Origin of the sequence: Gracilibacillus salinarum (assembly GCF_022919575.1) — a bacterium.
GTDB lineage: Bacteria > Bacillota > Bacilli > Bacillales > Amphibacillaceae > Gracilibacillus > Gracilibacillus salinarum.
This window is the reverse complement of the sequence record NZ_CP095071.1, coordinates 2,253,591-2,274,358: the sequence shown is the minus strand read 5'-3', so window position 1 is coordinate 2,274,358 and position 20,768 is coordinate 2,253,591. Positions and strand designations below refer to the sequence as shown.

The following is a 20,768-nucleotide window of genomic DNA, read 5'->3' as shown; positions in this document are numbered from 1 at the left end:
CCCCTTTCTTGTATAGAGATTGTTCAAAAAGGAGAGCGTCTTAGCAGGTAAAAGCGCATTTTTGAACTTCCTCTTATAGAGAAACAGGAGAGAGCATGCTCTCTCCTGTTTCGTGCATTCTATTAATCTAAAGAAATACTGTCACCGAATTTTTCGTACGTGCTGCGTACAACATCATACTCACTGTCTTCTGCTTCAATAATAGCATCCCAGTTATACACTTCATTCATAATCGTGATCATTTCTTCATCTTCATTAAAGCCTAAGAATGTGTCTTTAATTTGTTGAACTAAGTCGTCGCTTAATTCCTTTGTAACAGAAATGGTGTCATTCGGAATATCGTCTGTGTAGCCAAGAATTCTCGTCTTCTCCATAATATCCGGATACTCTTCTTCTAAATCGCCGCGAACATCGTCAAATGTTGTTGCGACATCAGCTTCCCCGTTGTATACTGCGATCGCGGAGTTATCGTGTCCACCTGTCTGGAAAGCTTCCGAGAAGAACTCAGTTTCCGGATTTTCTACATCAAACTCATCCATGATCTGTGCAGCAGGGAATAAGTAACCACTTGTAGAAGTTGGGTCGCCATAAGCCCAAACAGCATCTTTTAAGTCTGCTAACTCTTCGTAATCAGAGTCTGCACTGACAATATACTGTGCTTTGTATGTTCCGCTTCCATAACGTTCTGATTTTAAAATAACTTCTACATCATGTTTTTCGTTTGCTAATACATACCCAAAAGCAGGGATAAAACCAATTTGTACTTCATTTGTACCCATTGCTTCCACTAGAGCTGTATAGTTTGTCATTACTTTTCCTTCAACAGGAATACCCAGCTCTTCAGATAACTTGTCCGCTAATGGAGCGACGGTATCTGCAATCGTTTCGGAATCTTGAGAAGGTACAAATCCGACTACTAGTTCTTCTGGCATATCACTTTCTTCACTTGCCTCTGCTTCATCAGAAGAAGTATCTTCACCAGATTCTTCTGTGGAACTGTTACTATCCTCGCTGCCATTCGTTTCATCCCCTGAACCACAAGCAGTGACGACAAGGAATGTTAGCAGCAGCATCAACAACAATAATATTTTTTTCATTGTTTCCTATTCCCCTTGAAATAGATAATGGTGCAAGAATATTATCTAAGTAAACATTTGGAAAATCTACTATATTGGTAAATAGTCTCACAATATTTCCTAATTATTCTTGCATAGATATTATCTATGGTAACTAGTAAAAAAGCCATAGAATTTACCATAACATTACAAATTTATAAATGCGTTAATATTTTTTACAAAGGCTTAATAGTGATAAATGGAGTAAGCGCTTTTTATTCGATATAATAAGGTAAGAAAGATAATGGGGGAAAATGGATGAGACGTATATTAAAATATGCCAATACATACCGAAAAGCGATGGGCATTGCACTGTTTCTAATGATTGTGGAATTAATAGTAGAACTTGTCCAGCCGATTATTATGGCCAAAATGATTGATGATGGGATTCAGGCTGGTAACATGCAAATTATCTACGTGTATGGTGGTGTTTTATTAGGGATTACCATTCTGGCTTTTGCAGCAGGTATTACGAGTTCGTTCTTTGCTGCTGAAGTAAGCCAAGGTGTAGGCTATGACTTACGCAATGATATGTTTGCCCGTATACAGATGTTCTCTGCGATGAAGATGCAACAGTTTGCGACTTCTACTTTATTAACAAGAATGACAAATGATGTGACACAAGTACAAAATCTATTATTTGCCTTTATGCGTATTATGTTGCGAGCACCGCTGTTTTTAATATTTGGTATTGTCATGTCATTTACGCTTAATGTTTCATTAGCCTTGATTTTACTTGCAGCAGTGCCTGTTCTGATGATCGTCATGTTCTTTCTATTAATAAAAGGGATGAAGTTATTTCGTTATGTGCAGCAGCAAATTGATCGAGTTAATAATGTTATCAGAGAGAATTTATTAGGAATTAAACTGGTGAAAGCTTTTCACCGGATGACATTTGAAAATAATCGTTTTGCAGCGGTTAATGCCAAATTAAAGGATCAAAACAGCAAAGCGTTGTGGATCATGGAAATGGTGATGCCAATTGTGATGTTGATTATGAACGTAGCAATGATTGCATTGTTAAGTTTTGGTTATTTGCAGTTGGAAACGGAATCCGCACAAGCGGGTGAAGTGGTTGGTGTCATCAATTATGCGACGAGAATGCTGGCATCTTTAGGAGTGTTTTCCTTTTTGCTAATGAATCTTTCAAGAGGTAGGGCTTCTGCCAATCGAATCGACGAAGTATTGTCTGCGCATGGCGATGATCAAGTTGATGCTGCACAAGAGCGTATACACTTAAATGGAGAGGTGTCATTTGTTGATGTGTCTTTTCAATATCCTAAATCGAATCAAAATGTGCTGGAGCAACTGAATTTCACCGTGAGAGCAGGTGAAAAGGTCGGTATATTAGGGGAAACAGGATCGGGAAAAACAACCCTGTTACATTTAATTCCATACTTGTATCATCCTTCTGGAGGAGAAATTTGGATAGATGGCGTGCCGATTGAACAGATAGGGAACGACGTGAGACATGATATCACGTTAGTTCCCCAAGAAGGGTTCTTGTTCTCAGGTACGATTCTGGACAATATTAGGTGGGGAAACGATCATTTATCGTTGAATGAAGCAAGGAAGGTAGCGAAAGAGGCGCAACTACACGAATTTGTACTGTCCTTGCCGAATCAATATGACACGGTAATCGGTCAACGGGGTGTGAACCTGTCTGGTGGTCAGAAACAACGTCTTTCTATCGCAAGAGCATTAGCTGATAACCCGAAAGTATTGTTATTAGATGACAGTACCAGCGCGCTTGATGCAACAACGGAAGCAAAGGTTTTAGAGGCGATACGCAAACGGAAATGTACTACGTTTCTTGTTTCTCAGAAAATTAGTTCAGTAAGAGATGCGGATCAGATTTTGATCTTGGATAAAGGGAGAATAGCAGGAAAAGGCACACATCAGCAGTTAATGAACACGAATCTGCTTTACCAATCCATTGCTGATTCACAATTAAAGAAAGGGGTGAAGATTGATGACGAATAAAAATCAGCCGATACAGCCGCCATCAAGACATCACCCGCCAATTAGCAAAAAGCCGAAAGTGAAAAATTTACGCGCCACCCTGTTGAGAATTTGGACTTATATGGAGACAGATAAAGCATTATTTTGGCTCGTGCTGGCAATGATTATAGCAAGTGCTGTGCTATCGTTGCTCGGTCCTTATTTTATTGGGGTTGCTGTTGATGTGATGACGGGTGCAACAAGCTCATTTTCCTTTCAAACCATATTAATTATCCTTCTAATTGTTTTTATATTACACTCACTTACATTGGCGCTGCAGAATTACTGGATGATTGATATATCGCAAAACACGGTCTATACGATGCGTCAGGAATTGTTTGATCATGTACTCCGTTTGCCACTGATGAGCTTTCAGAAAACCCAGAGTGGTGACTTAATGAGCCGCCTTACAAATGATATTGAGAATGTCAGCAGAACATTAAATACGGCTGTTATCCAAGTGACAACGAGTGTATTAACTTTAGTTGGTACCCTTGTTGTGATGGTGTTGCTAAGTCCTTTGCTGACACTAATGACCATTACTATTGTACCGCTTATGTATGCAGGGATGAAATGGATAACGAACAGAACAGGCTATTACTTTAAAGAGCAGCAACGCGAATTAGGAGAAATGACAGGATTCCTGGAAGAATCGTTGTCAGGTCACTCGATGGTAAAGCTGTTTCATCAAGAACAACGAGTGATTGACCAGTATCGCAAGCAGAATAAAAAATTGCGCGATGTGGGCTATTGGGCGCAAGTTTACTCTGGATTTATCCCTAAATTAATGAACGGGTTAAATAATTTTGGTTTTGCGATTATTGTCGGCGTCGGGGGCTGGATCGTGTTATACACCAATGCTGAGGTGATTACGATAGGGATAATCGTTACTTTCACTACCTATGCCCGACAGTTTACTCGACCATTAAACGACCTGGCGAATCAGTTTAATACCATTCTTTCAGCCGTAGCCGGTGCAGAGAGGGCATTTGAAGTGATGGATCAGGAAGAAGAAGAAATAAATCAAGGAAAACGAGAATTGGAACAGGTAAAAGGGGAAGTACGGTTTGATCACGTGTCTTTTTCCTATAATGAAGAGGAGCAGGTTTTACGTAATGTTTCATTTCATGCAGAAGCTGGCCAGACAGTTGCGCTCGTTGGACCAACTGGAGCTGGCAAAACAACAATTATTTCCTTATTGGCCCGTTTTTTTATTGAGAAGGAAGGGGAAATATTACTAGATGGTGTTCCGTTGAGTAACACAAGTAATCGCAGCATACGAAAGCATCTCGGAATGGTACTTCAGGATTCCTATCTATTTGATACAACGATAAGGGAAAATATTCGATATGGAAAATTGGACGCAACTGATCAAGAAGTATTGGAAGCGGCTCGTCTTGCGAATGCGGATGCATTTATCCAACAGCTTCCAGAGCAGTATGACACCGTTCTTGAAGGCAATGGCCGAGGAATCAGTCAGGGACAGCGACAACTGATTGCAATTGCACGGGCAATGCTCGCTGATCCGGCTATCTTAATATTGGATGAAGCAACCAGCAGTATTGATACGATTACAGAATTAAGAATTACAGATGCATTACAAACATTAATGAAAGGAAAGACTAGTTTTATCATAGCACATCGCTTGAATACGATTGAAAAGGCTGATATGATACTTGTCTTAAAGGATGGTTCCATCATAGAGAAAGGTGACCATTCATCATTGATGAAAGAAAATGGTTTTTATGCTAATCTAGTCACAACACAAACTACTTATGATTGATACAAGTATAGATAGCATATAATAATGACGACTAGCAGTGTGCGTATATATCTATCTGAAATCACCGTAATGGAGGTGGAATGAGTGTCAGAGGAATGGAATGACCAAGAATGGCAAGAAGAGAAACAAAGAGTGGACGATGTTGTCCATGAAATTAAGAAGAAGATTACTTCTTTACAATCTAAAGCAAAAGATTTAAAGGAAGACGTCATTGATATTAGACGTGATTTCTGGGAAGATGTCACCGTCAATATAGAAGAAATGGATGATAAAATAGAAACAGAAGCTAGTATTAAACAACAGGCAGAATTTTTGTCCGAAAGGGAAAGAAGCCATGGGCAAGTAAGTGAAAAATTAGATATTCTCCGCAGGCTAGAAGACAAACCATATTTCGGCAGAATTGATTTCAAGGAAGAAAATGGTTCAGAAGAGCTGCCAATTTACATTGGCTTAGCTTCTGTGTTAGACGAAGATGAAGATAATTTTCTCGTTTACGACTGGAGAGCCCCTATTTCGAGCATGTACTATGATTATCCACCTGGCCCGGCAAGTTACGACACCGTTCAAGGAAATATTTCCGGGGAAATAACGTTAAAACGACAATATATGATTCAATTTGGCGAATTAAAAGGAATGTTTGATACGGGTCTTACCATTGGTGATCATCTGTTGCAATCCGTCCTTGGTAATCAGGCAAGTACCAAAATGAAAAGTATTGTTTCTACGATACAGCGTGAACAAAATCAAATTATTCGGAATGAAAGAGCGAAAGTGTTGATTGTCCAAGGTGTTGCAGGGAGTGGGAAAACATCCGCAGCCTTACAACGTGTTGCTTACTTGCTCTACCGGTATCGTGAAACGTTGACATCTGAACAGATTGTACTTTTCTCACCGAATCCGTTATTCAACAGTTATGTTGCAACGGTTCTACCGGAATTAGGTGAAGACAATATGCAGCAAATGACGTTCTATCAATATCTACATCGCCAATTAGATGACAGCTTTCAATTGGAAACGCCTTTTGAGCAGATGGAATATTATTTAAATAAGCAGGGGAATGATTATGAAGCAAGGGTAGAATCCATGCATTATAAGGCAAGTCTCGATTATAAAGCACTGATTGATCATTATTTGGAACACTTATCAACCCGAGGCATTGTTTTTCGAAATATTACCTTTAGGGGACAGGTAATTATTCCGAAGCAAATGATAGAGAAATATTTCTATCAGACAGAAGGAAGATTACCGATAGCGGATCGCTTAGAGAAAGTATCGAACTGGATACTGCTGCAATTGAAACGCTTAGAGAAAGTGGAGCGTGAAAAGGACTGGGTATTGGAAGAAAGTGAATTGCTGGAAAAGGCAGATTATGTTGACGTTCATCATATGTTACAGGAAGAGAATCAATTCTCAGAAGATACTTTTGACGACTATGATCGTGAGGAAGAATTATTGCGAAAAAAAGTGGTGGCATGGCGCTTGCGACCTTTAAGAAAAAAAGTAAAGCAGTTAGCATTTGTGGATCCGCTAAGAACCTTCCGTCAATTATTTTCATCAGATCAGTGGATAACTGATGGTAGCTTGATACTACCGGAGCAATGGAAAGAAATTTGTTATACGACAGAAGAACATCTGAAGCAAAAATACCTGACATGGGAAGACGCACCTGCCTTTATTTATTTTGAGAAAAATTTATTAGGCTTTGATGCTCAACGCACCATTCAGCATTTGTTCATTGACGAGGCACAAGACTATACACCTTTCCAATTCGTGCTCATGAAGCAAATGTTTCCTGTCAGCAGCATGACACTGCTTGGTGATATTAATCAAGCGATATACGCACATGCGCTGAGAGATGAAACATTGCTTTCTGAAAAATGGCAGGAACGTCACGAGCGCATTGTGTTAACGCGAAGTTATCGTTCGACTGCTCCGATTGTAGAGTTTACCAAATCTTTCATGCCGAACGGTGATTTGATTGAACCATTTGAACGTGAAGGGGATACGCCAATAGTAATGGAAGTTGAACAGCACGACATGCTAGATCAAAAAATAGTGGAACAAATTGAACTGTATGAACAAAATGGCCATGAAACGATCGCACTCATCGGTAAAACATTGGAAGAATGCCAAACAGTCTATGATCGTCTGAAACACCGAGTAACAGTGGAACTGATGACACAGGAAGCCCATATTTTTAATAAGGGGATTGTTGTCATTCCGGCATATCTTGCCAAAGGAATTGAATTCGATGCAGTGATTATTCTGGATGCATCCGATCATAATTTCCAGGATGAGCTAGAACGTAACTTATTCTATACAGCTTGTACAAGAGCGATGCATGATCTTGCGTTGTTTTCAATTGGTAAACCGACGCATTTTCTACAGGACATACCGAAACAACAATATCGCCATTACAAAGTTCATCAGATCTCACAAAAGTAAGGCAAGGAGCTACCTTGTCTTATTTTTTTGTAAGTCAAGAAAGTATAAATTTTGGGCTATATGATGTTCGCTGACAGAAACGGCCACGTCCGGCTCCAGCGCCCAGAGACTAGACGACTTCGCGAAATCGCCCTACGATAAGTCATCATCGATTCGCAAGCTCACCGTGATTCCTTTATCTCAGTTGATTCGCTCCACTCGCTACGCCTCTAAACGGGCGCTTGCGCCTTTGTTCTGTTGGAAAGAAAAGTGGTTTTTGTAATATGAATTATAAACTGAGACCGTGATGCAAAATGATCATATTGATATAGATTATCTACTTAGCAAAGCTGCGGACATAGGCCCCGCAAGACGCGAAGTGCTAGGGAGGAGCGGGATCCCAGCACTTGAAGCTATAAATATCTAAGGGAACGGCTGGGTTTTGGCTGACTTTTTGACTTTTGCGGTATTCCATTCTATACTGAAGATATAAGGAGGATTATTAAAAAATGACACATTCGATGAGATTACGTTTCCCAGCTTTGAATCAGTAACTGAATACGTTCAAAGACTCTGTTTCTGTTTTTACATGCAGGGTAAACGGGATAAATCTGTCCTTTTTTAATAATCTTTATGAATAATTTATTCAAAAGAAAGGCGGAAGATTGCCTTTCTTTTTTTTACCAAATCATTTTATTCTGTTTTACTCTCGAATCACAGGCAGATTGTCTGTGATTTTTTCATATTTAAAAATATAGAATAAGGAGTGATTCCGAATGATGATGTTATGGTTTTATTGATACGAGCGAGCATTTTTAACGCAGCTCGTATCGATATCCTAGCTATCGATACGAAATTTTAGTATTTCGGGAGGTAGCGAAAATGGAACAAATTAGTTTTGAATTAGAACAGATAGAAATAAACTATTTAGATAAAGAGATAATGAAAGTGGAGCGTTTGGCCGTCCATCAATTTGATCGTATTGGCATCGTCGGTAAAAACGGAGCTGGAAAAAGTACGATATTAAGATTGCTTGCAGGTAAGGTGATGCCAACAAAAGGTACCGTGCATCGCCATGTGAGTGCAGGTTATTTTGAGCAGATGGAAGGGCCAGATACGCATCAGGCTGATCCTAAGTTATTAGGAAAATTACATGTTCCGAATCAATATGGGTTAAGTGGAGGCGAACAAACAAGGCTTAAGCTTGCCCAATTGTTTACGAATTATCATGAGTCCTTATTAATTGATGAGCCAACGACACATTTAGATGAAGACGGAATTAAATATTTATTGTCTGAGTTGCGATATTATTATGGTGCATTAGTACTTATCAGTCATGATCGTGCAGTACTGGATGAACTTGTGACAACCATATGGGAAGTGAATAATGGCAGGGTTAATGTCTATTCAGGCAATTACAGTGACTATATTGCTCAGAAAGAATTAGAACGAGATCAACAAAGGCAAGCTCATGAACAATATTTGAAAGAAAAAAGCCGACTCGAAAAAGCAGCACAGGAAAAGATGAACAAGGCTAGTAAAATCGCCAGGGCAGCTTCGATGCCGAAGAAAGAATCCAAGGCGAAGGCGAACCGAATGTTTGAGACAAAGTCCAAAGCAACCAGTCAGAAAGCATTGCAAAAAGCAGCCAAATCGATTGAACACCGAATGGAGAAGCTGGAGGCTGTAGAGGCAGTTCAAGATGAGAAGCCGATTATGTTTAGACAATCAAAAGTGGTGGAGTTGCATAATAAATTTCCTATTATGGCTGATTGTTTTACCCTTACCGCTAATGGACAGGTATTATTGGAAGAAGTGAATTTCCAATTGCCACTCGGTAAAAAAATTGCCATAACAGGTCCAAATGGCAGTGGTAAAAGTACGTTGTTGCACCATTTTGCTAGCAATCAATCCGGTTTAACCATTTCACCTAAAGCAAAAATCGGTTATTTTCGCCAAATGAGTTATCAATTCAGGACTGATGAAACGGTATGGCAATTCGTGAAAAATCGGTCAGACTATGAAGATGGGCTGTTGCGCAGCGTATTACATGCCATGCAGCTGGTTGGTACAGATCTGCAAAAAAAGGTGAAAGCATTAAGCGGCGGAGAAGCAATTCGGCTCCAGCTAAGTCAGCTTTTTCTGGGAGAATATAATATTTTGTTATTAGATGAACCGACCAACTTCCTAGATATCCATGCCGTTGAAGCTTTAGAACGATTTATAAAAGCCTATCAAGGAACAATCATTTTTGTCACACATGATCAAATGTTTATAAAAAATGTTGCAGATATACAGTTTCAAATCAATGCCAAACAAATAGAACGCTTGTGATGATGAAGCCACCCAGCTATGCTTGGTGGCTTCGTTGTGCCACGATCGTGAGCACAATATTTTAAAATTAGTATTAGAATGTGGCAATATAGGGTAAATGAGATAAAAAGGAGGAATTGAAAATGGTAAACAGTTTACAAGCTACTACGACCTTACATAATGGTGTGAAAATGCCATGGTTTGGACTTGGTGTCTTTCTAGTAGAAGAAGGCGAAGAAGTCTATCAATCTGTTAAATGGGCACTCGAACATGGGTATAAAAGTATTGATACAGCAGCTATTTATGGAAATGAAGAAGGTGTAGGAAAAGCAATAAAAGATTCTGGCATTCCTCGTGAAGAATTATTCATTACATCAAAGCTTTGGAATGGTGACCAAGGTTATGACGAGACATTACAAGCATTTGAAACGACATTAAATAAATTAGGATTAGAGTATCTCGACCTTTATCTTATTCACTGGCCAGTGCCGGATCAGAATAAATACAAAGAAACATGGAAAGCAATGGAGAAACTTTATAACGATGGAAAAATCCGAGCAATTGGTGTAAGTAACTTTAAAGAGCATCACTTAGATGATCTGATAAAAGATGCAGAAATTACACCAATGGTGAACCAGGTTGAATATCATCCACACTTGCAGCAACGCAATTTACATGATTATTGCAAAGAACACAATATCCAATTAGAAGCTTGGTCTCCGCTTAAACAAGGGAAAGTACTGGACGATCCGACTTTGACGGATATCGCAAAACGCCATGGTAAGTCAACGGCACAAGTCATCCTCCGTTGGGATTTACAGCAAGGTGTTGTGACGATTCCGAAATCTGTCAAACAGCATCGTATACATGATAATGCGGATGTGTTTGATTTTGAACTGACAGATGCAGAGATGAAGCTGATCCATGATATGAATAAGGATGAGCGTGTTGGGCCAGATCCTGATACGTTTAGTAAACGGTAAAATAGATAATTTAAAAAACGATCGCAATGAGTGCGATCGTTTTTTATTATCAGCCTGAAAATATATAAGTGAGGTCACATCAGTAATCATATGGAACATGATTAGAGTTCCTATAATATGGATTATGTAAACTAAGCATTACTAGCCAAGTATCCATATTGAGATTTTTTATGTGATAGAATACCGCTCCGTCCAACCACTTCGCGTCCTGCGGGGCACGGCTGAAGCTAACTTTGTGAAGAAGGGCACTTCACAAAGTGGATCTTCAGCGCCTGCCTGTCCCGCGGGAGTCTACGTGGTTGGCCTACGCTATGGCTTTGCTCTACAACTAATAATACAGCTAGTATTTTGAGCGGTATCCTTTAGTGTCTATACCTCATCTTTAATATGGATAATGCCTAGAACTGCTGCTTTTCACTGTTACATCCGTTGTAGCACTTCCCTTAAGCGTAGGAAATAGGCGAAGACTCCCGTGGGATCAGTCGTGTGTGAAGACCCCGCAGTGAGCGATTTTTGCTCGCGAGGAGGCTGAACCCGACCCCACAGGACGCGGAGCCTATTTCCGGAGCTTTGCTAAGCAGATAAACTATATCAAAATGAGCATTTTGCAATACAGCCTTTGTTGACATAATCCATATTATAGGAAGTTGTTTATTAATTAAGTCAGTTAGGACCGGGCGGGTTATGCCCGGTTTTTCTTAAAGCATAAAGTATCTCATTTTTCTAAACAAATAAAGCATTGATTCAACCAAGTATTCTTTATCTGTTTGATACACTTTGACGCATGAGTGGGGCGTCTTTTACTCTTGATATAATAAATAGTCTAATGATAGCCCCGGTTACACTGCTGACAAGGAATCCTGGCAAAAATGCGAATGCGCCAACAGATGATCCCATCAATACTTTAGCATACGGTACAGAAAGCAGAGAGCCAAGGACGCCTGTCCCGACCATTTCACCTATACCAGCGAATGTGCGTTTATTCGTCCATCGATATAAATAACCTGCCAGTAAAGCTCCGACCATTCCACCTGGAAAAGCAAGCAATGTACCAAGCCCTAATAAATTTCGAAGTAAACCAATCATAAAGGCAATGGTAACTGCTGGGATAGGACCTAACGTTACCGCTGCCATCACATTCACCGCGTGCTGAACAGGGTATGCTTTGGCAATACCTGTCGGAAACCAAAGAAATTGCGAACCAAGTGTCCCGATGGCGATAAATACAGCCATTGTGGTTAATAATAATGTACGATTCATATTTTTCCTCCTTTTGTTATCATAAGGGATCACAGCTGAAGGAAAATAAAAAAGCCAGATTCTAATAAAGAACCTGGCTATACGTATCAAGTATATAGCTACTTCCCTACGCTGGTATAAACCAGATCAGGTTCTTAGAGTTAAAAAGCTTATGCGCGCTTTTCTCTCAGCCTATGCTCATAGGCACCCCTAGTAGTGATCACACTTATGTCATTAACAAAAATTTTATCAAAAAATAGAAAAAAGTCAATAAGATAACTATCTTGAATTCGAGATAAAATCACGGTATACTAATTGTAAAGAAATGGAGGAATGCATCATGCAATTAAAAGGAATTCACCATGTTTCCGCGATCACTGCCAACGCGCAAGATAACTTCAATTTCTACACAACTATTTTAGGAATGCGACTTGTAAAAAAGACGGTCAATCAAGATGACACGAGCATGTACCATTTATTTTATGCAGATGAAAAGGGAAGTCCGGGAACCGATTTAACCTTTTTTGAAATAAATAATGCGGGACACACTTATACTGGTAACAATAGTATCTCGACTACCTCATTACGTGTGGCAAGTGGTCAAGCGTTAGCCTATTGGCAGGATCGCTTTGATCAGTATGATATCGTCCATGATGGGATCAGTGAACAATTTGGTCGCCAGGTGTTACCTTTTCAAGATCATGAAGGGCAAAGATTGACATTGGTTTCTGATGAAAAGAATACAGGAGTTGCTGGCGGTGTTCCCTGGGACGGAAATGGAGTGAAAGCGGAGAAAGCTGTGATTGGATTAGGTCCCGTTCACTTTACCATCCCAGACTTAACTCCAACAAAAAAGGTGCTTACGGAAGTGCTGGGGTTCCGTCATGAAGGTAGTTATTCCCTTTTAGATGGTCGTGAAATCAACGTTTTTGCTACAGGAGAAGGCGGAACGGGAGCTGAAGTTCATGTAGAAGTTCGACCAGGATTACAAAAAGAACGGCCTGGCCGCGGCAGTGTACATCACGTTGCTTTTCGTGTTGAAGATGTAGAGGAACTAGAAGCATGGCGAGATGTGATTCGTCAGAAAAGATTACCAAACTCAGGAATTGTTGATCGTTACTATTTTCAATCGTTATATTTCCGTGAACCAAATGGAATTTTGATTGAATTGGCAACAGATGGACCGGGATTTGCAACCGATGAGAATATGGAAGCATTAGGCGAATCCTTGGCATTGCCACCTTTTTTAGCGGATAAACGAGAAGAAATCGAAGCAAACTTAACGCCATTGGAAACGAATAATAAATAAAATATCACCACACGCATATAGCAATAATGCGTGTGGTTTTTATTTAACGTTAGGATAGCCTAATATTTAAAGGTTTCGTACACTTTTTGACAGGAACAGCCAAGTCTAGCGCCCAGGAAATGGCGACATCCTGCATCGTCATCGTCCTCCGATAAAGAAGATGTAGAGGGGTTCCTATAATATGGATTATGTTAACTAACAGCTTAGTGGTTATTTTGAAATATTATGTGTGGTATGATGCCGCTTCGGCCAACCACTTCGCGTCCTGCGGGGCACGGCTGGAGCTAACTTTGTGAAGAATAACGCTTCACAAAGTGGATCTCCAGCACCTGCACAATCCCGCGGGAGTCTCCGTGGTTGGCCTACGCTAGGATGTGGTCTCTACAACTTTTGTAAGACATAGCATATTGATCACTGTATATATATAACAGCAATTGAATGAATAACATAATGCCTAGATCCACTGCTTTTAGCTGTTCCATATGTTGTAGCACTTCCCTCAAGCGTAGGAAATAGGCGGAGACTCCCGTGGAATCAGCGCGAGCTGATGATCCATTTATGAAAGAAAAGCATTTTCTTTCATAAATTAGCTGAAGCCGTGCCCACAGGACGCGGAGCCTATTTCCGGAGCTTTGCTAAGCAGATGAAAACTATCAAAATTAACTACGTGTCAGACAGTTCCAGTTAACATAATCCATATTATAGGAAGTTGTATATCATTTATGTGGGCGGATTATGCTCGGTTTTTCTAATGGTTGGAGCGGGTTCTAGAGGACAAATTTAAGAAGAAACGTAAAAGCTGTCTATATGAGTATCCTCTATTAACACCACGGAAAAATCACAAATTATTTATCTGCCAACCTCATATGTTATACTATTTTCGTTGTTATATGAAAGGGGACAATCACATGAATGAGATAAAAGCTGTCTGTCTGGATATGGACGGAACGATTTTGAACAACCATAATCAATTGGAGCAAAATACGAAAAACGTGATCGAACAAATTCGGCAGCTTGGGGTCAAAGTATTTATTGTCACAGGACGCGCTTATAAAGAAGTACTAGATATTACGGAAGGTAATGTAGAACTTGATGGCATTGTTACGGCGAATGGCATGATTACGTATTTGGACGAGGAGTTATTACGTCAGCACCATTTATCGACAGAAGTTATTGACCGTGTGATTCAGTTAGCCAGGGACCATCAGATTTTTTATGAAGTACATCCGGTTAACGGGAATCGTACTACTCTAAAAATCGACCAGCCTTACATGGAACAAATGATAAAGCAGGACAAGCCAGATGAAGTGGGCCTGCATGAATGGCTGGAAAGAGAAGAAGCGATAAATCAAGCTATCGATTGGGTCGACGAACTGCCTGCTGTTCAATACGCGAAGATCTATTGTTTTGCTGATCGTCATCAGCACATGCAGCAGTGGATCTCTGAATTAGATGAACTCAAGCAGGATACTCCCTTTTCTACTTCTTCCTCATCCCCACATAATGTGGAGGTGATGGTAGCTAATGTGAATAAAGCAACTGGTATCTCAGCATTATTAGAACACTATGATCTTAATCCTGAATCGGTATTAGCTATTGGTGACAGTAATAACGACATTGCAATGATGGAGATAGTCGGTTATCCAGTTGCTATGAAGAATGCGACAGATCAGATCAAGAAAATAACAAGGGTAACAACTGAACAGACGAATGATGAAGAAGGAGTATATCACTTCTTAAAAGATTTCTTTCAACACAAACTGTAAAAGGTTTGTGTTTTTATTTGTATTTGTTTCATTCTGTGATAAAATGATAGCAAACATATTCAAAAATAAACAGTCAAATTGTATGCGGTTACAAAATAGAGATGGAATACGTGTTTGTTTTGTATAGGAAAGAAATAGTTGAATTTTGCTTAGAAATTGCCTATAGTCAGTAATAGAATGTTTGAAGAACGAAGGTAGGAGAATGGTCATGTTAGTTGCCGAAAGACACCAACGTATAGTAGAAGTCGTTAATCAACGAAAAAGTATTCGAGTATCAGAGCTCGCAAGTTTGTTTTCTGTGACGGATGAAACGATTCGCAGGGACTTGGAAAAATTGGAAAAAGAAAAGAAGTTAGCCAGAAGCCATGGTGGCGCAGTCAGTATCGCCAACTCCCAGGATGGACCGGAAATTCCTTTTCAAGAGCGAGAAGTGATGTATGTCGATGAGAAGAAAGCAATTGCCCAGGAGGCAGTAAAACATATTGTCGAAACAGATAAGATTTTACTGGATGCCAGTACGACAGCATGGTATGTAGCGAAGAACCTTCCAAATATACCGATCACTGTCTTAACCAATTCAGTTAATGTCGTACTGGAATTAAGTAAGAAAAATCAAATTACAGTTATTTCAACTGGTGGTACCTTATTACCCAGATCGTTGTCATTTGTTGGACCATTAGCTGTAAGTTCGTTGGATCTGTATCATGTCAATAAAGCTTTTCTTTCCTGTAAAGGCGTCCATCTTGAAAAAGGGATGAGCGAATCGAATGAGCAACAGGCACGGGTTAAACAGAAAATGATTGATATTGCAGATACTACTTATTTACTGGCAAATCATCAAAAGTTCCATATCCGAGCATTTGCTCATGTAGCACCAATCGATAACGTACAGCGAATTATTACGGACAGCAATGCCCCTGAGCAGCAAGTATATGATTTGAAAGAAAACGGAATAGAAGTTATCCAAGCACTTCGTTAATCATTAACGAAGTGCTTTTTTTTTACAAATAAGAAAGTATAGTCATAGAAGTAATCAATGCTAAATATGAAGATGGTTTCTTATAATATGGATTATGTAAAATAAGACTGTATTATAGAATGATAATTTTGATATATTTTATCTGCTTAGCAAAGCTCCGGAAATAGGCTCCGCGTCCTGTGGGGCACGGCTTTAGCTAGGCTACTACTTGAATTACTTCCTTGCTGCCTTGTGCCGAGGAAGCTCACTTCGAAGCGATACTTTCAGACGCAGGCACAAACTAAGTGGATCTTCAGCTCTTGCTGATCCCACGGGAGTCTCCGCCTATTTCCTACGCTTTAAGGAAGTGCTACATCATATGGAACAGCTAAAAGCAGTGGAACTAGGCATTATGTTATTCATTCAATTGCTGTTATATATACAGTGATCAATATGCTAGCTCTTACAAAAGTTGTAGAGTCCATATACTAGCGTAGGCCAACCACGGAGACTCCCGCGGGACAGGCAGGCGCTGAAGATCCACTTTGTGAAGCGATCTTTCTTCACAAAGTTAGCTTCAGCCGTGCCCCGCAGGACGCGGAGTGGTTGGACGGAGCGGTATCCCAGCACTTGAAACATCTCAAAATTACCGTACCGCTAAGCAGTTTACATAATCCATATTATAGGAAGTTGTATATAATTACGTTAATTAAGTGCAGTAGGGGATGCCTTGTTTTCTTAAAAATTTGTTTTTTGTATAATCATTTCATAGTATAATAGTAGCAGACTTTGGTTATCGCATAAACAAAGTATTATGATAGTTTGGAGTGTTTCGCATGATGCAGTATATAAGGAAATGGAATACATTAAGAAATCAACTGCTTGTCGTCTACCTTGTAGTGATGGGTATGGTGTTATTTATTGTCAGTGCTATTACTTTTATTCAAGTGAAAGATTTACTGCAAAACAATGCTGAGGAACAAATGCAGCAAACGGTTTTGGAATCGTCAGGTCGTTATGATTCTTTATTTGAGCAGTTGAATATGGTAACCAAACAAGTGATCACAAATGAACAAGTACAAGATGTGTTACAAAGAGAAGCAAACGGAGAGACCACATCATTTAACGGCAGACAATCTTTGATGAATACGACCAATTTGATTCAGGCAAATACAGATGGTATTTATGCGGTTGAAATTTATAACAGCAACAATCAACGTATTATTCCAATTGATTCTACGGTCTTAACCGATCGTCTTAATCGCAGGTGGATAATGAAAGCGGATGCAAAGGGCGGGCAATTAGTTTGGATGGGAGAAGATCCATTAGATCATAATTACTTTCTTGTAGGAAGACGGATTAATTTAATTGGCGATAACTTTAATCCTGGTGGTTTTATTGTTGCACGGGTAAATCGGAATTATTTTCAATTAAATCCTAATCAATCGGAAGATACAAACGAATACAGCATTCTAGTGGATGAGCAAAAGGAGCAGATTGTAAGTAATTATCCAGACGAAGAATTAGGAGAAATCCTGAATACGGAAGAAGAGACAATTAACATGGACGGGCAGGAATACATGCTTGTCCAGGAAACATCCGAAATCACGGGCTGGACCATGTATAATTTGTCACCTGTTAATCATTTAACAGCAGGTATATCGACTGTACAGGCTGGGATAGTAATTGCAGGACTGATTGGACTGGGCATATTTTTTATTTTCGCTTTCTTTCTGTCGACTTTTATTACAAGACCGATTACCAGATTAACGAAGACGATGAGACAGGCAGGGGAAGGAATGCTGGCCCATAATCCTGTCATTCATTCTACTAATGAAATTAATGAACTTAATCAAACTTATAATCAACTAGCAGAAGAAACCAACTATTTAATCGAAATGGTATATGAAAAAGAAATTATTAAAAATCGTACAGAGCTGAAAGCGATCCAAGCGCAAATCCACCCTCATTTTTTGTTTAATACGTTAGATGCATTGTATTGGTCGTTAGATGAAAAGGAGGAAGAAGAGCTTGCGAATGTCGTCTTGGCAATGTCAGAATTATTCCGTTATACCATTGCAAAGGAACAAGAAGATGATTGGGTGACGATAAAAGAGGAATTAGAGCACATAGACCGTTACATGCAAATTATGAGAATGCGATTTGGTGACCGTTTGAATTGGCGAAAGAATGTGAATGCCGATTGGCTGGATGTACGAATTCCTAAGTTAATGATTCAACCATTAGTAGAGAATGCCATCCTTCACGGTGCAGGAAATGTGACGGGTTCTAGTGTCGTGACAGTTGCAGTAGAGGAAGTAACTAATACAGAAAGGCTACGAATTATAGTATCAGATGATGGTCCTGGTATGAGTGAACAAAAACGTCAGGAGATACAGCGCAGAATAGAGGGAAGCATTGCTGGTGGTAATAAGCGACATGGTTTAGCTTTACAAAATGTACAGCAACGATTACGTATGTTCTTCGAGGAAGATGAAACACGTAAGATTATCATCGAAAGCGAGGAAGGTACAGGTACTAAGGTAAGCTTCGAAATTCCAATATAGAAGGGGTCTGTTAGTATGAATCAAAAAGTAATATTGGTTGTAGATGATGAGCCGAAGAGTCGTCAAGGAATCAAAAAAACAATTGAACGAACCTATATTGATCAATTTCAAGTTATCACGGCAAATGATGCAAAAGAAGCAATGGAACGCATCGATCATCAGAAGGTACATGTATTGATTACTGATATCCGTATGCCCGAGGTGTCAGGGTTAGAGCTGCTCAAGCAGTTAAAGACAAAAGCACAAGAGCCAGTCGTGATCGTAGTATCCGCATATTCAGAGTTTGATTATGCGCATGAAGCACTGGAACTAGGTGTCGTCAATTATTTATTAAAGCCAATTGCAAAAGAAAAGCTGATGAATGCAATTGAAAAAGCAATAGATGTAGAAAAGCAACGAGAAGAAACGGGCATTTTTTCAAAAATGATTGACGGGAAGTTATTAGAAATGCAGCAAAAGAGTAAGTACAGTCCTGGAGTGGAACATGCACTTGACTATATTGAACAGCACTTTGATAAGGAACTGACCTTGAAGCAAGTAGCCAGTGAAGTACATTTGAATGCCAGTTATTTAAGTGCGCTTTTTAAAGAAGAACTCCAGATTACCTTCAGTGAATATGTAACTAGAAAACGAATACAAGAAGCGAAAAAACTACTGTTATCCACTAATCTCACCATTGCAGAAATAGCAGAAAAGACAGGCTATCATACATCTAAATACTTTATTAAGCTATTTAAGCAATATGAGAATTTGACACCGAACAGTTTCCGTAAGCAAAATGTAAGCGATTCCTAAAATAAGTGGTATTTTACCTAATCGTTGTTACCTTACGGATAAATACCCTCGGTGATACACTTAAACAGAACTTAAAAAATATGCTAAATGGGGGTATTCAAAAATGATACATGCGTGGAAAAAGCTTTTGCTGCTTATTGCTTTCGCTACAGTATTAGTGCTTGCTGCATGTGGTGGTGATTCAGATGAAGCAAGTTCTGGTAATAATGAAAGCGGTTCAGATGGTGAGGGTAAAACTATTGAATTTATGCACTTATGGCCAGAAGGAAGCTCTAAACAGCATTACGAAATTGTCGAAGGAATTATCGATGAATATGAATCTAATCATTCAGATGTCAAAGTAGAAGTAGAAATATTAAGCAACGAACAATACAAAGAAAAATTGAAAGTGCTTTCTACATCAAATGAATTGCCCGATGTTGGAATGACTTGGGCAGCAGGCTTTCTGGAGCCTTATGTAAGCGGTAATATGTTTGCTTCTTTAGATGATTTATTAGAAGGACCATTAAAGGATAAATTTGTCCCTGGTACAGCAGAAGCATATGCTATCGATGATACTACTTACGGTTTACCACTAGAGCTGAATATTACACCATTGTTTTACAATAAAGCTATTTTTGAAGAAAATGGCGTAGAAGTTCCAGAAACATTAGAAGAGTTTAAGCAAGTCGTACAAACCTTGGTAGATAACGGTGTGACGCCAATTGCACTAGGAAATAAAGATCGTTGGACTGGATCAATGTGGTATATGTACCTGGCAGACCGGATCGGTGGTCCGCAAAGTTTAAATGATGCCATCAACAGAACTGGCAGTTTCGAAGATCCATCATTAGTTCAAGCTGCAGAAGAACTAAAGAGTTTAGTAGATATGGACGCGTTTCTAAACGGATATAACGGTTTAGGGAACGATGAAGCAAAAGGCTATTTTATTAATGAGCAGGCTGCGATGTATTTAATGGGATCTTGGGACTTACCAGAATGGACAACAAATGAAGATAATCCACAGGAATTCAGAGATTCGATTGGCTATATGAAATTCCCTGTCGTTGAAGGTGGAGAAGGCGATAAAGACAGCTTTGTTGGAGGTCCTGGTGTCGGACTGTTTGTCGCAGAGAATTCGGATGTGAAAGAAGAAGCGAAAGATTTTGTCAGTTTCTTTGTTGAGAAATGGGGCGAGCAATCTGTTGAGAAAGCAGGTGTAATCCCGGCAACAAAAGTAGATACAGAAGGAACTGATCTACCGCAAATGTATGTTGATGTATTAAATGACTTAAATCAGGCTTCTAATATTACGCTATATGCTGACGTACAAATGAGTGCAGCGGTAGCAGAAGTGCATTTGGATATGATTCAGGCATTATTTGGTGATGCTGTTTCTCCAGAAGAATTTGTGAAAGAACAAGAAAATGCACTAGCACAAGAAGAATAAGATTAAGCAACAGAAAAGGATATATTTTATATGAAATATATCCTTTTCTAAATCATCTATATTTTTAACATAAAGGAGCAATAAAA

14 protein-coding genes and 1 riboswitch are annotated in these 20,768 nt (G+C 39.4%); of the genes, 12 read left to right on the top strand and 2 right to left on the bottom strand.

Going from position 1 to position 20,768, the window contains the following annotated elements:
- Nucleotides 1–122: 122 nt before the first annotated feature.
- Complete coding sequence (locus MUN87_RS10465) at nucleotides 123–1,097, bottom strand: phosphate/phosphite/phosphonate ABC transporter substrate-binding protein (protein WP_244747709.1); 975 nt, start codon at nucleotides 1,095–1,097, stop codon at nucleotides 123–125.
- A 276-nt stretch (nucleotides 1,098–1,373) separates the two neighbouring features.
- Here MUN87_RS10465 and MUN87_RS10460 point away from each other — a divergent pair, with 276 nt between their 5' ends.
- The 6 genes from MUN87_RS10460 (at nucleotide 1,374) to MUN87_RS10440 (ending at nucleotide 10,619) form a co-directional block, all read left to right on the top strand.
- Nucleotides 1,374–3,098, top strand: a complete 1,725-nt coding sequence (locus MUN87_RS10460) for an ABC transporter ATP-binding protein (RefSeq protein WP_244747708.1) — start codon at nucleotides 1,374–1,376, stop codon at nucleotides 3,096–3,098.
- Nucleotides 3,088–4,899, top strand: coding sequence for an ABC transporter ATP-binding protein (locus MUN87_RS10455; protein WP_244747707.1), 1,812 nt, complete (start codon nucleotides 3,088–3,090; stop codon nucleotides 4,897–4,899). The genes MUN87_RS10460 and MUN87_RS10455 overlap by 11 nt, the downstream gene beginning before the upstream one ends.
- Before the next feature lie 84 nt (nucleotides 4,900–4,983).
- Nucleotides 4,984–7,344, top strand: coding sequence for an RNA polymerase recycling motor HelD (helD, locus tag MUN87_RS10450; protein WP_244747706.1), 2,361 nt, complete (start codon nucleotides 4,984–4,986; stop codon nucleotides 7,342–7,344).
- Nucleotides 7,345–7,832: 488 nt separating this feature from the next.
- A complete protein-coding gene (locus MUN87_RS22430; RefSeq protein ID WP_121128006.1) occupies nucleotides 7,833–7,877 on the top strand; it encodes an erythromycin resistance leader peptide in 45 nt (14 codons plus the stop codon).
- Nucleotides 7,878–8,205: 328 nt separating this feature from the next.
- Entirely contained in the window at nucleotides 8,206–9,657 is a 1,452-nt protein-coding gene (locus tag MUN87_RS10445; RefSeq protein ID WP_244747705.1) for an Msr family ABC-F type ribosomal protection protein, read from the top strand.
- Nucleotides 9,658–9,779: 122 nt separating this feature from the next.
- Complete coding sequence (locus MUN87_RS10440) at nucleotides 9,780–10,619, top strand: aldo/keto reductase (RefSeq protein ID WP_244747704.1); 840 nt, start codon at nucleotides 9,780–9,782, stop codon at nucleotides 10,617–10,619.
- Nucleotides 10,620–11,378: 759 nt separating this feature from the next.
- Here MUN87_RS10440 and thiW read toward each other — a convergent pair.
- The gene (gene thiW, locus MUN87_RS10435; RefSeq protein ID WP_244747703.1) at nucleotides 11,379–11,879 is read right to left on the bottom strand and encodes an energy coupling factor transporter S component ThiW; all 501 of its coding nucleotides are present in this window, start codon (nucleotides 11,877–11,879) and stop codon (nucleotides 11,379–11,381) included.
- Between the two features lie 86 nt (nucleotides 11,880–11,965).
- Nucleotides 11,966–12,080, bottom strand: a riboswitch (TPP riboswitch).
- 118 nt (nucleotides 12,081–12,198) lie between these two features.
- Between thiW and MUN87_RS10430 the strand changes: the two genes are divergently transcribed.
- The 6 genes from MUN87_RS10430 to MUN87_RS10405 all read left to right on the top strand — a co-directional run bounded on the left by MUN87_RS10430 (nucleotide 12,199) and on the right by MUN87_RS10405 (nucleotide 20,682).
- A complete protein-coding gene (locus tag MUN87_RS10430) occupies nucleotides 12,199–13,167 on the top strand; it encodes a ring-cleaving dioxygenase (protein WP_244747702.1) in 969 nt (322 codons plus the stop codon).
- Between the two features lie 908 nt (nucleotides 13,168–14,075).
- Nucleotides 14,076–14,933 (top strand): HAD family hydrolase, encoded by an 858-nt coding sequence (locus tag MUN87_RS10425; protein WP_244747701.1) that lies wholly within the window; start codon nucleotides 14,076–14,078, stop codon nucleotides 14,931–14,933.
- Between the two features lie 208 nt (nucleotides 14,934–15,141).
- A complete protein-coding gene (locus MUN87_RS10420) occupies nucleotides 15,142–15,912 on the top strand; it encodes a DeoR/GlpR family DNA-binding transcription regulator (protein WP_244747700.1) in 771 nt (256 codons plus the stop codon).
- A gap of 815 nt (nucleotides 15,913–16,727) precedes the next feature.
- Nucleotides 16,728–18,458, top strand: a complete 1,731-nt coding sequence (locus MUN87_RS10415; protein WP_244747699.1) for a sensor histidine kinase — start codon at nucleotides 16,728–16,730, stop codon at nucleotides 18,456–18,458.
- 15 nt (nucleotides 18,459–18,473) lie between these two features.
- Nucleotides 18,474–19,253 (top strand): response regulator transcription factor, encoded by a 780-nt coding sequence (locus tag MUN87_RS10410; RefSeq protein WP_244747698.1) that lies wholly within the window; start codon nucleotides 18,474–18,476, stop codon nucleotides 19,251–19,253.
- A gap of 103 nt (nucleotides 19,254–19,356) precedes the next feature.
- Nucleotides 19,357–20,682, top strand: a complete 1,326-nt coding sequence (locus tag MUN87_RS10405) for an ABC transporter substrate-binding protein (protein WP_244747697.1) — start codon at nucleotides 19,357–19,359, stop codon at nucleotides 20,680–20,682.
- Nucleotides 20,683–20,768 lie beyond the last annotated feature (86 nt).